Source organism: Moorena sp. SIO1G6, from assembly GCF_010672795.1.
In the GTDB taxonomy this organism is placed as follows: domain Bacteria; phylum Cyanobacteriota; class Cyanobacteriia; order Cyanobacteriales; family Coleofasciculaceae; genus Moorena; species Moorena producens.
Genome location: NZ_JAAHFZ010000016.1, coordinates 1 through 14,699, shown reverse-complemented (window position 1 = coordinate 14,699; position 14,699 = coordinate 1). Strand labels below are relative to the sequence as shown.

The 14,699-nt window shown below is 41.8% G+C and carries 12 protein-coding genes and 1 pseudogene; 6 read left to right on the top strand and 7 right to left on the bottom strand.

Annotated features, from left to right (window positions below; all coding sequences use genetic code 11):
- Window positions 1-46 precede the first annotated feature (46 nt).
- Together F6K63_RS17065 and gifA are read left to right on the top strand one after the other, a co-directional pair.
- The gene (locus tag F6K63_RS17065; RefSeq protein ID WP_287312742.1) at window positions 47-1,138 is read left to right on the top strand and encodes a glycosyltransferase family 4 protein; all 1,092 of its coding nucleotides are present in this window, start codon (window positions 47-49) and stop codon (window positions 1,136-1,138) included.
- Window positions 1,139-1,260: 122 nt separating this feature from the next.
- On the top strand, window positions 1,261-1,461 hold the full coding sequence (gene gifA / locus F6K63_RS17060) for a glutamine synthetase inactivation factor IF7A (protein WP_008182153.1): 201 nt from the start codon (window positions 1,261-1,263) through the stop codon (window positions 1,459-1,461).
- A gap of 150 nt (window positions 1,462-1,611) precedes the next feature.
- On the opposite strand, the gene asnS is transcribed toward gifA, so the two are convergent.
- Complete coding sequence (gene asnS, locus F6K63_RS17055; RefSeq protein ID WP_287250017.1) at window positions 1,612-3,000, bottom strand: asparagine--tRNA ligase; 1,389 nt, start codon at window positions 2,998-3,000, stop codon at window positions 1,612-1,614.
- 432 nt (window positions 3,001-3,432) lie between these two features.
- On the opposite strand from asnS, the gene F6K63_RS17050 reads away from it, so the two are divergent.
- Entirely contained in the window at window positions 3,433-3,930 is a 498-nt protein-coding gene (locus tag F6K63_RS17050) for a hypothetical protein (RefSeq protein ID WP_008182159.1), read from the top strand.
- A gap of 1 nt (window position 3,931) precedes the next feature.
- On the opposite strand, the gene F6K63_RS17045 is transcribed toward F6K63_RS17050, so the two are convergent.
- Window positions 3,932-5,044 (bottom strand): tetratricopeptide repeat protein, encoded by a 1,113-nt coding sequence (locus F6K63_RS17045; RefSeq protein ID WP_008182161.1) that lies wholly within the window; start codon window positions 5,042-5,044, stop codon window positions 3,932-3,934.
- Window positions 5,045-5,707: 663 nt separating this feature from the next.
- On the opposite strand from F6K63_RS17045, the pseudogene F6K63_RS17040 reads away from it, so the two are divergent.
- The 3 genes and pseudogenes from F6K63_RS17040 to F6K63_RS17030 all read left to right on the top strand — a co-directional run.
- Window positions 5,708-5,894 (top strand): annotated as a pseudogene (locus F6K63_RS17040) (IS1 family transposase); the annotation flags it as partial.
- Window positions 5,895-5,933: 39 nt separating this feature from the next.
- Entirely contained in the window at window positions 5,934-8,540 is a 2,607-nt protein-coding gene (locus F6K63_RS17035; protein WP_287267825.1) for a PhnD/SsuA/transferrin family substrate-binding protein, read from the top strand.
- A 166-nt stretch (window positions 8,541-8,706) separates the two neighbouring features.
- A complete protein-coding gene (locus tag F6K63_RS17030; RefSeq protein ID WP_287267823.1) occupies window positions 8,707-9,864 on the top strand; it encodes a YcjF family protein in 1,158 nt (385 codons plus the stop codon).
- 65 nt (window positions 9,865-9,929) lie between these two features.
- Here the strand turns inward: F6K63_RS17030 and F6K63_RS17025 are convergent, their stop codons facing one another.
- The 5 genes from F6K63_RS17025 to F6K63_RS17005 form a co-directional block, all read right to left on the bottom strand.
- Window positions 9,930-10,706, bottom strand: a complete 777-nt coding sequence (locus F6K63_RS17025) for a glycosyltransferase family 2 protein (RefSeq protein ID WP_287267821.1) — start codon at window positions 10,704-10,706, stop codon at window positions 9,930-9,932.
- A gap of 122 nt (window positions 10,707-10,828) precedes the next feature.
- Window positions 10,829-11,005, bottom strand: coding sequence for a hypothetical protein (locus F6K63_RS17020; protein ID WP_154659745.1), 177 nt, complete (start codon window positions 11,003-11,005; stop codon window positions 10,829-10,831).
- Between the two features lie 505 nt (window positions 11,006-11,510).
- Window positions 11,511-12,389, bottom strand: coding sequence for a glycosyltransferase family 2 protein (locus F6K63_RS17015; RefSeq protein WP_008182168.1), 879 nt, complete (start codon window positions 12,387-12,389; stop codon window positions 11,511-11,513).
- Window positions 12,390-12,999: 610 nt separating this feature from the next.
- Window positions 13,000-13,227 (bottom strand): hypothetical protein, encoded by a 228-nt coding sequence (locus F6K63_RS17010; protein ID WP_287312741.1) that lies wholly within the window; start codon window positions 13,225-13,227, stop codon window positions 13,000-13,002.
- Window positions 13,228-13,695: 468 nt separating this feature from the next.
- Window positions 13,696-14,268 carry a Uma2 family endonuclease gene (locus tag F6K63_RS17005; protein WP_287312740.1) on the bottom strand — a complete coding sequence of 191 codons (573 nt, stop codon included), beginning with the start codon at window positions 14,266-14,268 and terminating at the stop codon, window positions 13,696-13,698.
- Between the last annotated feature and the right edge of the window lie 431 nt (window positions 14,269-14,699).

The window sequence follows — 14,699 nt, the reverse complement described above, 5'->3', positions numbered from 1 at the left end:
GATAGCTGATAGCTGATAGCTGATAGCTTACGTTAATTTTAAATTAATGAGCCAATTAAATTCCCTGAAATTGCTATTAATTTCTACCCCAGTTGGTCCGTTGGGTTCAGGGTTAGGTGGTGGCGTTGAGTTGACTGTACGTAACATTGCTACGGAATTGATTAATCGGGGTCACAGGATCACAATTGTGGCAACAAAAGGATCTACAGCTTGGGGAATGCCTCTGGTAGAAATTGATGGTGTTCTGGAAACTAGTATTCAAACTCAAACAAGAGACACTCCTACTATCATCCCCCCATCCTCGGTATTGGCTAATATGTGGGACTATGGGCGACAAGTTCAAACCCACTATGACTTGATTGTGAACTTTGCCTACGACTGGTTACCGTTTTACCTAACCCCCTTTTTCCCTCGTCCCATTGCTCACCTAGTGAGTATGGGTTCATTAACCGAAGCGATGGATCAGATCATCGAACAAGTTGCCATTAATTTCCCTGGCACGATTGGGGTTCATTCAATGGCTCAAGGGGCAACATTTCCCTTCAAGAATCGCTGTCGTTGTTTGGGCAATGGCATTGATTTGTCTATGTATTCCTTTTGTGACTCCCCCTCACCGTGGCTCGGCTGGGTTGGTCGAATTTCTCCAGAAAAAGGCTTAGAAGACGCAGTGGCAGCATCAGATATAACGGCTATGCCACTAAAAATTATGGGTCTTATACAAAATAAACCCTATTGGCAGGAGATTCTCCAGGATTACCCCAATGCCCCTATAGAATACCTGGGTTTTCTCCCAACTGATCAACTCCAAAAACACTTGCGCCAGTGTCGAGCTTTACTGATGACGCCTCATTGGGTGGAAGCATTTGGTAATGTGGTAATTGAAGCCCTCGCTTGTGGAGTACCAGTCATTTCCTATGACCGTGGTGGATCAGCAGAAATTATCGAAGATGGTAAAAATGGCTTTTTGGTAGAACCGGATTCTGTGGAAGGCTTGGTAGAAGCCTTGGGAAACTTGGATAAAATTGACCGTCGTGAATGCCGTCGCCTCCTGGAAGTTAAATACTCTAATCAGGCCATGGGCGATCGCGTAGAGCAGTGGCTCTGGGATATTTTGAAGGACAGTGGTGATAGTTGCTAGTTCATTAAGATTTGTAAATAAAAGTAATTTTGTAGTTTTTGATACAGAATCTATGATATAGTTGTATATGTAAGGGAAGTGAATCCCATCAAAATCTTATATAAGCAATCGGAGAAAGGAAAATGTCTACTCAAGAAAAAGCTAGGGCTCTGATGATGAATCACCATCACATGATCAAAAATCGTCAGCAATCTATGCTCGGTCGCGTTGCTTCCGAAGTAGGACTAGATAGCTTAGATTCTGACTACTGGGGTACTATCCAAGGTAAACCCCATCCTAGTTTCCGCTCTACCTATGACCGTAGTCATGCTTCACTTAGCTAGTACTCTGTCAATATAGTTTTGGGTAGTGGTACACAATTCGTGATTTTAGCTACCGTTATCTTTAGCAGACGGTAGCCAAACCACTAAATCTTTAGCACTACCCATATTTCCATCAATGGCTGTGGGCATAGCCAACGATAGTTTTATTTTTTAGAACTCTGCACTTAAAGGAGTTCTGGGAAACGGAATTACATCCCGAATATTCCCCATACCAGTCATAAATTGCACCAATCGCTCAAATCCCAAACCAAATCCAGCATGGGGCACTGTACCATAACGTCGCAAATCCAAATACCACCATAAATCTTCTGGATTCATGCCCTGATTCTGAATTCGCTTCTCTAATATATCCAGCCGTTCTTCCCGCTGAGCACCACCGATAATCTCTCCAATCCTAGGCGCAAGCACATCCATTGCTGCTACAGTCTTTTGGTCGTCATTTAAGCGCATATAAAAGGCTTTAATCTCTACTGGATAATCCGTGACAATGACGGGCTTTTTAAACAACTCTTCGGCTAGATACCGTTCGTGTTCGGACTGCAAATCTACACCCCAATTTACCCCATACTCAAACTTACGATCCGTTTTCTCCAGTAATGCGATCGCATCTGTATAAGTAATCCGCTCAAACTGATTATTGATAATATTATCAGCAGTAGCGAGAACATTGTTATCGATCCGCTTGTTGAAAAATTCCAGATCTTCTGGACAGTTTTCCAAAACTGACTTAAATACATGCTTGAGAAAGGCTTCTGCTAAATCCATATCCCCCTTCAAATCGCAGAATGCCATCTCAGGCTCGACCATCCAAAATTCTGCTAGATGGCGAGAGGTATTAGAATTCTCGGCTCGGAATGTAGGACCAAAGGTGTATACATCCCGAAATGCCATTGCCATGATTTCTGCTTCTAATTGACCACTGACGGTCAGGTAAGTCGGTCGTCCAAAAAAGTCCTGAGTATAATCGACTGCTTGATTATCGGTTTTGGGGATGTTCTTTAAGTCTAGGTTAGTGACACTGAACAACTCCCCTGCTCCTTCACAATCACTAGCGGTGATAATTGGGGTATGAACCCACAAGAAACCTCGTTCTTGAAAAAACTGATGAATGGCATTGGAACAGGCATTCCGCACTCGGAACACCGCACCTAGGGTATTGGTACGCGATCGCAAATGGCTAATGGTGCGCAAAAACTCAAAGGAGTGGCGTTTCTTCTGTAGGGGATAATTGGCATCTGCTTCCCCATATACTGTCACCGAGGATGCTTTTACTTCAATTCGCTGTCCCTTGCCAAGAGATTCTACTAGTATACCAGTGACTTCTACTGATGAGCCAGTATTAAGCCGTTTCAGGATAGTCTCATAATCCGACAAGTCTGGATTGAGCACTACCTGTAAATTTGCCATGGAGGAGCCATCGTTGACTTCCATAAAGGCAAAGTCCTTTAATTCCCGTTTTGTGCGTACCCAGCCTTGGATGGTCAAAGACTGATCTGGTTGACCATTGCGCAAAACTTCAGCAATCCGTCGAATTTCCATAGCTTTCCCCAAAATTCTGAGAGAATTGTAAATCTTTATAAATTAACTGGTGGTCTTTAGCTCCAAAAATCTAAGTAAATATACTTATTAAGAGCTTTATGTAAAGTTTGATGAACAAAAATATCTAAATTGTTGCAATAAGTGAAGTAATCACTCATAATTATTATACAAATGCAACGTTTGGTTAAGTTTCATCAAACGACTAGTCACCCAAGATCAGCAGTGGGGCTATCCACTTAAGCCAGGACAGAGTCGGGTTTTGAGTAAATGGTTGAGGGTATTGGTGATGAGTAGGAATTCAGCACAATTACCGATTACCGCTTACTGATTGCCGATTACTGGTAAATCTCCTGGGCCAAGCTTGTAGCCCCAGTTGCGATCGCACTGAAGGTAATAGCTTCCATTAAAACTAATTTAGAGAGGTCTTTGTAAATGGTAGGTTTGTTTAAGCGCAATAAATCCAAGGGCTTTTACCTGGAGCTAGACGAAAGCGAAACTAGCACCCCTCAGCAACCGGCGGTAGAACAGAAGCCAGAACCGGCTATTGCCCAGACAACAGCGGAAACCGCAACCGTAGTAGCACCAGCTCAGGCAACAGCAGAAACCACGACCGCAGTAGCAACAGCTGAAGCTTCTAAGCCCAAATCTGCTCGTCAAGCCAAGAAAGAAGAACTAGCTAAGGCTAAGGCTGAAGCAAAGGCTAAGAAACAAGCTGAAGCAGAAGCTAAAAAAAAGGCAGCTGCTCCTGAGCCAACACCAGTAGCGGCAATCAATTCAGCAGCAGCAGTTGTCAATAGCAAGGCAAAAGGGCAGCCCGAAACCACCTTTGCCACCAAATACGTACCAATGATCATGCCTCGTCGGCGTCCTGGTCCTAGCATGAATAAGTTCCTCGACATGGCTGCTCAGATGCAGAACCCTCGTTTCTAGATTAGTGATTAGTCAAAAAAACTAGTCCACTATACAACTGAAATGCTGGATCCCAAGGAGTCTCGACCAGGCGAAATAAGTCGATATGAGACTCCAATTTTTCTAGCAGATCTGGGTAGTCTATAGCAGTTTGCGCAAAGGTGGTAAAGTCAGACCATACTGGCTTTTCAAGCAGCCGAAGGTTTAAGTAATCAGTCAAGTTGTTCCAGTTGACTCTTGTAGTGCTTTGGTGTATATGAGAGTCTTGGGATAGGCTGTTCTGACTGGAAACTGGCTTGAGGGTTAGAGCAATTCCTTGCTGAAATTGATAATTGCGATCGCATACTCTGAGAATACTGTGGCGCTGTGGTAAATGCAAGTCACAAACCAGGGCATAGTCTAAGGTTTGGGTTTTACGAGTTAAATTCCGTCGCGCATCTAAGTCTACTACCTTCTCAAACAAAGGCAACCGCCCTTCTACTCGTTGGGTCACTTCCGACCAGTTAAAGCTAAAGGAACCCAACTGTCCCTGAGAGTTTTGACATACTACAGTGGTCTCCTGGTCACTACTGTCAGAAAAATACTTAACTTGATAGATGTTAATTGTTTTGATATCTGCTAAGCTTGCCCACAAACATTTTATTGATGCTTCTCGCAGTAACGACCCATAATACTTAAGTTCTCCCACAGGTCCAGTGCGATATAAACGCCAGCCTCTAGTAGGTAGCTGTAGCCTTGCGGTGTAGGGGTCTATCCCCAGGATGCGAGCTAAGTGTTGAGCTGCTGTTGGTTTGTCTTGTTGGCTGATCGGCTTTAGGACTAAAACTCCCAATTGATTACTTTCAGGGTCAGCAGTTGCTTGGGCTAAGGCTTGTCGGCGCTGTTCTTTTGCTGTAGCTTCTAAGCGTGCTAGTCCCTGACGAGCTTGGGCCATAATTTTAGGAACAGGTGTTCCTTTCAGTAACTGTCGATAGATTCTTTCAGCTGCTTCTTGTTTACCTCTGACTTCCTGGAGCCTTCCTAGATAAAGCTGTGTCCAGGGATTATTGGGCTCTTGCTTGAGAAGTTGTTTAATTAATCGGGCAGCAGTTTGATAATCATGGTGCTCAAAGGCATCAGCAATTTGCTTAAGCATGATAGCGTTAGGTGTGATATCACCAAGTTTTAGACATTAGTAGCTCCTAGGGAGAAGCTAATGGAATCCTGTTAATAGTATAGCGCTAGTTTTATGGCTTTAAGGCGCTAACCTTTTGAAGCGTTAAGGGATAGTTAGGATAATTAAGTTAGTGATTTAAATTAGCGCTATACTTTACCCGAATTTATCTAGCGCTAATTTTTTCAAGGGTTAAGGGATATTTGGGATAATTAAGGGAGTAGGTGAAATTAGCGCTATACTTTACCCGAATTTATCTAGCGCTAATTTTTTCAAGGGTTAAGGGGTATTTGGGATAATTAAGGGAGTAGGTGAAATTAGCGCTATACTTTACCCGAATTTATCTAGCGCTAATTTTTTCAAGGGTAAAAGGAATAGCATCTAATATCATCTCAGGATAATTACCCTTCATCAAAATCTCCTCTATCTCCCTACTCTCTACTATTAAACTAAGCCAGTGAGTCGCCTCACTGACTCGTCATCCCGTCAGGGAGGCTACGCCAACAAAACCGGGCGTGAAAGTTTCCCTTCACCCGGCTCCTCATCAACGGAACCCTTGACATTGGTACCTTGGTCACCATATTTAGTCATGGCTATTGGCTCGAAATATTCGCTGTCTTGATGCAAAGCGCGACTGCATCAAGACAACGTCACAAGCCGGTAGAAAAACAAACGGGTAAAACTAATCATATTGAAAGATTAAATAATACATTAAGACAAAGGATTAGTCGCCTGGGAACGGAAAACGTTGTCATTTTCCAAAAAATTAGAAAATCACCTAGGAGCTATTTGGAATTTTGTTCATCATTATAATAAATGTTTGTCGGGTTGATTAGGCCATCACTACATGTTTATCACTACCTGCTATATTATGATTCGTCTTTACTTCTTCATTAAATCCAGCCTGATTCTAGGCATGGGATTATCACTAATACCATCGGCTGCCCCAGGGATTCTTCCTCCTCAGGAACCTGTAGATGGAACAGGACAAATAACGACTTCAGAGGTAAAGATTATTAAGGTAGGAGTGATGGCAATTCGGGGTGTTGACCATACCAAAACAAAATGGCAACCGACCCTAGAGTATCTCAGTGAAACGATTTCCGGCTATGTTTTCCAACTTGTACCACTAGAGTTTGACACCCTCGAAGAAATAGTAGCTAACCAGGAGGTGGACTTTGTGTTGCCTAACCCTGGAATGTATGTAGAGTTGGAATGGATTTATGGGGCAAGACGAATTGCCACCCTAAAAAATCTACGCCTAGGTAAGCCTTACACCCAATTTGGAGCAGTTATCCTGCGTCATGCTGACCGCAATGATATCCAGGATTTAAAGGATTTACGGGGCAAAACCTTTATAGCCGTCAGTGAAATTGCCTTTGGGGGCTGGCAAATGGCATGGGAAACTCTGTTAGAAGCTGGAGTTAACCCCTACCGTGACTTTCCAGCGCTCCACTTTGGTGGTAGCCATGACGCAGTGGTCTACGCTGTTCGTGACGGTATTGTCGATGCTGGCACTGTCCGCACTGATACCCTCGAACGTATGGCACAGGAGGGTAAAATTAATCGAGATGACTTTGTGATCCTCAATCAGCAAACTCAATATCAGGACACTTTCCCTTTTGCTCTGAGTACTAAACTTTATCCAGAATGGCCCTTTTCTACACTACCCCATACCCCAATGGAGTTAGCGGAAGAGGTTGCGATCGCATTAATAACCATGCCTTCTGAGCACCCAGCCGCCAAAGCTGGTCGTTATCAGGGTTGGACCATCCCGGCCAACTACCAACCTTGTCACGAAACCTTACGGAATCTGCGGGTTCGTCCCTACGAAGATTGGGGAAAAGTGACTCTGGGTCAAGTCATCCATCACTACCGCTATTGGCTGTTATTTGCTGGTGTTTCCTGCTTTGGATTTAGCTATGGTCTAGTTTATCTAGCTGGGCGTAGGCGAATCGAAGCAGAACTGCGAAAAGCCAATGCTTTACTGGAAATCCGGGTTGAGGAACGTACAGCTGAGTTCAAAGCAGCTAAAGAAGCGGCTGATCAGGCTAATCACGCCAAAAGTCAATTCCTGGCTAATATGAGTCATGAATTGCGTACTCCCCTCAATGGCGTTTTGGGTTACGCCCAAATTCTACAACGGGATCCACAGATAACTGCTCAACAAAAAGACCAGATCAACCTTATTTATCAGTGTGGCAACTATCTACTCCATCTGATTAATGACATTTTAGACTTATCCAAAATCGAAGCTCGGAAAATGGAACTGTTTCCCAGAGAAGTTCATTTGCCGTCCTTTCTGATGGAAGTTGTAGAAATGTGCCGGGTTAAAGCCCAGCAAAAAGAGATTGCTTTTATTTATCTACCCTCATCCCATCTGCCAGACGGTATCCTGGCTGATGCCAAACGATTGCGACAAGTTCTGATTAACCTTTTGGGCAATGCCATTAAGTTTACTGACCATGGCGGAGTCACGTTTAAGGTAGAGGTTATCAGTAAACACCCACGACTTCCTACTCTCCAATCCCCCCTAGTCAGACTTCGATTTATAATTAAAGATACTGGCATTGGGATGACCCCAGAACAACTGGAAAAAATATTTTTGCCCTTTGAACAGGTGGGGGATGTTGATCATCGTGAACAAGGTACTGGACTTGGATTAGCGATTAGCCAAACAATTATCAAGTTGATGGGAAGTGCTATCAATGTTGAGAGTACTTATGGCAAAGGTAGCATGTTCTCTATAGATTTAGATTTACCGATTACTACAGCTTTGATTGCGAGTAAGCAAGCTTCCACTAAGACTATTATAGGTTGTCATGGAAAAGCTCGGAAAATCTTAGTAGTAGATGACAAATGGCAGAATCGCTCTGTAATTGTGAATGTGTTACAACCTCTGGGATTTGAACTGTTGGAGGCCACTAATGGGGTTGAGGGTTTGGAAAAAGCCACAGAATGTAACCCTGACCTAATTATTACTGACTTGGTGATGCCGGTGATGGATGGCTTGGAAATGATGCGACGTCTGCGCTCATTAGATAAATTGAAAGATCTGTTGATTATTGCTTCATCTGCCAGTGTTTATGAGTTAGACCAGCAACAGAGTTGGCATGCAGGCTGCGATGATTTTATTCCCAAACCAGTGGATGTAGCAGAATTACTGGAAAAATTAAAACAGCATTTGCAACTGGAATGGGTGTATGAAGACTTCATACCAAAACCAGAAACTATAATAGATGCTGGAGCTGAACAAATCCACCTAGATGCCATTGTGCCTCCCCCATCTGATATTCTGCTCCAACTTTATGACTTGTCTAAGAAAGGTAATGTGTTTGACATCAGCCAAGAAGCGGAAAAGCTGGAAGTATTAGATGCTAAATTTGTACCATTTGCTAAAGTTATTTATAAATTGGCTAAGGATTTTAATGTGAAGGAACTTAGGAATTTTATCGAACAGTATGTCGATAATATATAGCGTTATCAAATGAGTTATAAACTCAGAAATTTTGAAAAATGCAATAGTAGGGGCAATAGCTCCAGAGTTTTATAGTAAAATAACATAAGACATTCTCAGGTTACATCTCAACTGAAAATGCTATATACAGTTTAAATGCACAACAGCTTAAAGGAGAAAACTACTAATGTCAGAGCACATCTCATTTGATGAACTGTTAGGCAAAATGAGCGAAGCCTATGAAGATGCCCAGAGCAAAGTTGAGCAATGTAATGTTTTAGTAATTGGTAAAACCGGTGTAGGAAAAAGTACTTTAGTAAACACAATTTTTCGCTCTCGCCTGGCAGAAACAGGGGTTGGCTATCCTGTTACTCAAACTATTCGTCGTTATACAAAAACAGGTTGCCCGATTACAGTGTATGATACACCAGGGCTAGAACTTAAAGCCCAACAGATTGAACGAGTAAGGAGAGATATCTCGAAACTAATTGATGATCAAAGGAAACTAGAGGCAAAAGAACACATTCATGTGGTGTGGTATTGCCTTAATCATGAGACTGCTCGATTGGATCCGATTGAGGAAGAATGGCTAAAGAGCCTCCAACAAAAAGATGTACCCGTTATCTTAGTTCTGACTCAAACCTTAACGAAAAAGCGTAGTGAGTTTATTGCTTTCCTAGAAGGTAAGAATCTACCGGTTTGTCAGATTATTCCAGTGCTAGCACAATCAAAACCTATCGATGATGATTATACGGTGACAGCCCATGGTTTAGAGCGTTTAGTAGAAGTGACGGCAAATTTACTGCCAGAAGCCCAGCGCAAAGCATTTCTGAGAGAACAGATTAGAAATATTGAACTAAAAGCAGGTGAAGCGTTTAAATATGTTACGGGTTACGTTACTGGTTCAGCATTAGTTGGTGCCTCACCAATTCCGTTTTCTGATGCGCCAATCTTGGTAACGATGCAAACGGTAATGATTGCTAACATCACCAGCATTTTTGGCTTAACGGTTGAAAGAGCTTTTCTGGGCATGGTGATATCTGCTCTTGGGGGTACAGGAGGAGTGACTGCAGTGGGTAAAGTAATTGTCGCGAATTTACTCAAAATGATTCCTGGTGCAGGCACCGTGCTTGGTGGAGCAATATCAGGCTCAACGGCAGCAGCACTAACCTTGGCTCTTGGTTTATCTTATATTGAAGCTCTGAAGATTTATGTTAAAGCTCAGGTTGATGGTAAAGAAATACCCCTTTCTGAGCTGGCGAAAATTATCATTGAACAATACAAATACTATGCGGGAACAGGTAAAAAAAGCTTGAGGGATCAGGAATTACCGCCTTCAGATTAGGGGAGGGTTCCGACTCCCGATTCCCGACTCCCGATTCCCTACTCCCGACTCCCGACTCCCATCATTTAAATCTGATAGAGATTACTCACCATTAGTTTACTGTTTTGATCGTTGATAAATCGTTGGATAAATTCGGGGATTTCTTTATTGTGATTAGGATAGACAGTGGATTGCCAACAATAGGATAATTGACCAATTTGGAATAATCTAAATGCTAAATCTAGATCGGCTCCTTCGGGAATTCTAATGGTTTCTTTAAATCCACCAATTTGTTGAAGTGCTTTTTTCCAAATCAGGGCATTGGCTGTAATTAATGATTCTGGTCTACTGATCTGGCACTCTTCAACCATGGTTAAGGGAATGAATCTTTCTTGACCGTCATAAAAGTTTGATAATAAATCCTTGCCCCATGCTTTAACATTACCTGCATAGCCTATTGAGCCATTTTTAGTATTAAGATAGCCTTCGATAAATGATTCAGATGGAAGACAGTGGCTATCGGTAAATAATATCCAATCTCCTTTGGCATAGTTGATGCCTACATTTCTGGCAGAGGCCACATCATTTTTTGAGCATTTCAGCAATCTGATCGAAAGGTTATTACCTTGGAACTGTTGAGAGATAGTAATTGGTCGAGTTGAGTTATTATCAACAATAATAATTTCTTGGGGATAGATGTAGGGACTCTGGGTGTTAAAAAATTCAGTTAAAAATAAATCAAGTCCTTCTTGATTATTCCTGACGGGAATAACGATTGATATATCAGATGCTTGAATGTTTAAGGGTACAGTAAAATCGGAGTAATTCTGGGGAGTTGAATGAAGTTTGTTGATGAAAGTCATAGGATTACCTCAATTGTCTGGATTAGAAGTTCTGCCAACTGACTAGTGCAGGGGGACAGAAATAACAAACCCGCGTCCTAGAGTCGAAATCCTTGATATTAAAGAATTTCAGACTTCAGACTTCAGACTTCAGACTTCCGGGTAGCTGCACTATAACTTCTATACACAATCTTGGCTATTCCACCAGGAAATTTTTGGGGAGGGTGGGGAGATAGGGAGATGGGGAGATGGGGAGATGGGGAACAGGGAACAGGGAACAGGGAATAGGCAAGAGGCAAGAGGCAATAGGCAATAGGCAATAGGCAATAGGGAAAAAATCCTGTGTACCTGATTAGACCTCTTGCAAAAGTAGTTTTCTGATAGTGTTCTTGATGCAGTCGCTCATGGGGGAAACCCCCAAGACCACTTAGGTGCGCTTACAGTCGTCGAATTAAATTCGCCACGGGTCGCACCTCTGCATCGCTTTGCGTCAATTCTTGTCCACTGTTCCCAGATCCGCTGTTCCCTGTTCCCTACTTCTGCAAGAAGTCTATTACTATGAGAACTGCTATAGATAGAATCAAGTAATCTTTTAACGTAAGCATTCAGCAGTCAGCGGTCAGCTGTCAGCTTAAAATAAACCTCTTTTGGCAGAATTTAAAGGTGCGCTTGACCCATTAAGAATTAAATTCGCCACGGGTCGCACCTAATAGTTCGAGATTTTATCGAATTCAAAGTCTAGGGAAAAGCCCATCTAAGCATAGGCTGATAGCTGATAGCTGTTCGCGTAGCGTGCGCGTAGCGCTTAAGCTGATAGCTTACCTTTTAACTAATTCTATATCCTACTATAAGACACACATATTGTAAAGTTGACAATAGTTGATTTATAAAACCCGGTTTATTGGGAATAAACGGTTTAGGAGTTAAGTCAATGGAATATAGCTGACTGACTAGTTTGTTGCCTTTTCCATATCTGATAAATCTTTTAATAAATCCCAGAATGTCGTGAGTGAAATCATGATATACAGTTGATTGCCAACTATAGGATAAGTTGCCAATTTCTAATAACCTAAACCCTAAATCTATATCTTCACCGGCAGCAATTTTAATAGTTTCGTTAAACCCACCGATTTTTTCAAGGGCTTTTTTCCACACTAGGGCATTGGCTGTAATTAAATATTCCGGTCTGATCATCTGCCCATCTTCAATAACTTTTAAGGGCACAAGTATTTCTTGAGTTTCATAATAGTTTGACAATACATCATTGCTCCAGGCTTTAACATTCCCTGCATATCCGATGGAGCCATTCATGGCATTAAGATAGCCTGTGATTAAGGATTCTGAAGGAATACAGTCACTATCGGTAAATAAAATCCAATCTCCTTGAGCAGAGTTGATTCCCATATTTCTGGCAGATGCCGGTCCAAGTTTTGAGCATTTTATCACTCGTATTGAAAGGGGAGCAACTTGAAACTGTTTAGGGATAGTAATCTCTGGGCTTGATTGATTATCAACGATAATTATTTCTTTTGGATAGCTTTCTAGGTTCTGGGTTTTGAAAAATTCTGACAAAAATAATTCAATTCCTTTCTGATTGTTCCTGACGGGAATAACTATCGATATATCAGATGATTTAATTGCTACTGGTGCAATTAAATGAGCTTTCTTTTGTGGCTTAAAACCCAATTTACTGATTAAGGTCATAGGATTGGCTGAATTTTATGCTTCAGAGGTTTTAGACCCCTATACAGAATCTCTGCTACTCCATCAGGACATTTTTGGGGATTGTGGGGAGATGGGGATTGTGGGGAGTGTATAATGTAGAATTTAGAATGTAGAATTTAGAATGTAGAATGTAGAATTTAGAATTTAGAATTTAGCATTCTGACAGACAACCTTCAACCCAATAACATTCAACCTTCAACTAACTAACATTCAACCTTCAACTAACTAACATTCAACCTTCAACTAACTAACATTCAACCTTCAACTAACTAACATTCAACCTTCAACTAACTAACATTCAACCTTCAACTAACCAACCTTGGCCAAAAGGCCACGCTACGCGAACAACCTCCAACTAACCAACCTTCAACCTTCAACTAACTAACCTTGGCCTTTCGGCCACGCTACGCGAACAACCTTCAACCTGATAACCTGCTAATCTCAAAAAAAAATAGCCGCAGAAATACTATCCACGGCTAGGAATTTACCTTATGTCATTCAGTTTTCCAACTTATCCAGACGTGAGTGATCTTACGCGACTCGACCGGATGGTTTGGCCGGGGGGAAAACCCCCCAGCAATTTAACGTTTTAACGGAGTCTGAAGTACTTGGTGGTAATTGTTATGAATTCTCCGGGAACATCCGTCGGCTGCAGAGGACTCCAGTCGGCAATTTCGGCGTAGCCCAGCGCATAGAGGGTATGCATGGTATTAGTTATTGCCTTGCGGTCGCCCTTCAAAATGTGCTGAACACGGATTTTTTTGTTGGAAGAATCGTCTGGATTGTTCTCTGAATTTGTTGGAAATTCTGATGGCATAAGGTGAACCTTTTGCTTTTGGTGTACATTTATAATCGTAATGATTATATTTTAAGTTGTCAAGGGTTTTTAGATTTTTGTTTGAGGGGTAATGTAAAGAAATGCGGTCGCAAGCTATCAGCTATCAGCTATCAGCTATCAGCTATCAGCTATCAGCTATCAGCTATCAGCTTTCAGCTTTCAGCTTTCAGCTTTCAGCTATCAGCTTTCAGCTTTTGAATAAAAGAGATTTATAGCAATTATATATCCCATAAGGTACCTATTATCCCCCTAAATCCCCCGAGCGAGCAATCCCTCGCTCGGGGGACTTTGAGGTTGAGAAGCGTACCTCATAACTGCGATAAACGCTATATTTTAAGCTGACGGCTGACGGCTGACAGCTGTTCGCGTAGCGTGGGCGTAGCGCATATCCTTACATAATTTTTTTTCCCGACTCCCGATTCCCGACTCCCGATTCCCGACTCCCTTTTATTTAGGAAAAAGCTGAGCCACAGTACAACTAAAACCAGGTAGTATGGGAGAGGTTAGGGTATCTTGGCTGAAAAGGGTTGCTACTAATTTGAGCTGACTGTTTTCTCGGCGATAGACTTCGAGCTTGCGAGACCTCCAATCAGCAATCCAATATTCTTTTACCCCTCGTGAAGAGTAAAGTTTTAGTTTAGCTTCTCGGTCTCGTCTTTGGTCTTGTTGACTAGCAGATAAAACTTCGACAGCTAATTCTGGGGCACCAGTTAGATGTCCAGATTCGTCTAAGGTTAATTCATAGGTTTCTTGAGTAACCCAAACGACATCGGGAATAACATAAAGGATTGCTGAAAACAGGACACCGGGACTAGGAATAGATTCTCCTAAACCACTTGCTTCAGACCAAGCATCTAGCTGTCGAAAAATTTTGCCACAGGTTTGCTGATGTTTAGTATGAGGCGCTCTAGTCACAAATAATTCTCCATCAATGATTTCGTAGCGTGTTCCTTCATTTTCTGGTAGCAATTCTAGGTCATGAATAGTCCAGTATACTCTCTCATGTATTGCCTGATTCATAATTATACTCCGTGGATGTAGCTCTATAGTATTTATATTTTAGATTTAAACATAGGATTGATGGGAAAAGGGAACAGGGAAAAGGGAACAGGGAACATAAAAAAGGCAAAAGGCAAAAGGCAAGAGGCAAAAGTTTACTACAAAAGCTTTTGCTGCTTATATCAATGTCCTAACTTTAATGCGTAGTGCTATATGATAAATCAGCATTAGTTTTGATGATCTATTTATAAATGCTATATTATAATTATAGCAATTCTCTCTACAATTAGATCCAAAATGATCCCCCTAAATCCCCCTTAATAAGCTATGCTTTATAAACATCTTTCTTAACATAAAACTTGACAAAAAGAGTCAAGTGTGTGTTCTTGCTAGAATCGCCTCTGGCATCTATTATCACAAATATGGAACAATGGATATTGAAAGAGCTAGGA

Bases quoted from the DNA above. Each gene is read 5' to 3' on its own strand.
- F6K63_RS17065 (WP_287312742.1), top strand. From the start codon at position 47: ATGAGCCAATTAAATTCCCTGAAATTGCTATTAATTTCTACCCCAGTT.
- gifA (WP_008182153.1), top strand. From the start codon at position 1,261: ATGTCTACTCAAGAAAAAGCTAGGGCTCTGATGATGAATCACCATCAC.
- asnS (WP_287250017.1), bottom strand. From the start codon at position 3,000: ATGGAAATTCGACGGATTGCTGAAGTTTTGCGCAATGGTCAACCAGAT.
- F6K63_RS17050 (WP_008182159.1), top strand. From the start codon at position 3,433: ATGGTAGGTTTGTTTAAGCGCAATAAATCCAAGGGCTTTTACCTGGAG.
- F6K63_RS17045 (WP_008182161.1), bottom strand. From the start codon at position 5,044: ATGCTTAAGCAAATTGCTGATGCCTTTGAGCACCATGATTATCAAACT.
- F6K63_RS17035 (WP_287267825.1), top strand. From the start codon at position 5,934: ATGATTCGTCTTTACTTCTTCATTAAATCCAGCCTGATTCTAGGCATG.
- F6K63_RS17030 (WP_287267823.1), top strand. From the start codon at position 8,707: ATGTCAGAGCACATCTCATTTGATGAACTGTTAGGCAAAATGAGCGAA.
- F6K63_RS17025 (WP_287267821.1), bottom strand. From the start codon at position 10,706: ATGACTTTCATCAACAAACTTCATTCAACTCCCCAGAATTACTCCGAT.
- F6K63_RS17015 (WP_008182168.1), bottom strand. From the start codon at position 12,389: ATGACCTTAATCAGTAAATTGGGTTTTAAGCCACAAAAGAAAGCTCAT.
- F6K63_RS17010 (WP_287312741.1), bottom strand. From the start codon at position 13,227: ATGCCATCAGAATTTCCAACAAATTCAGAGAACAATCCAGACGATTCT.
- F6K63_RS17005 (WP_287312740.1), bottom strand. From the start codon at position 14,268: ATGAATCAGGCAATACATGAGAGAGTATACTGGACTATTCATGACCTA.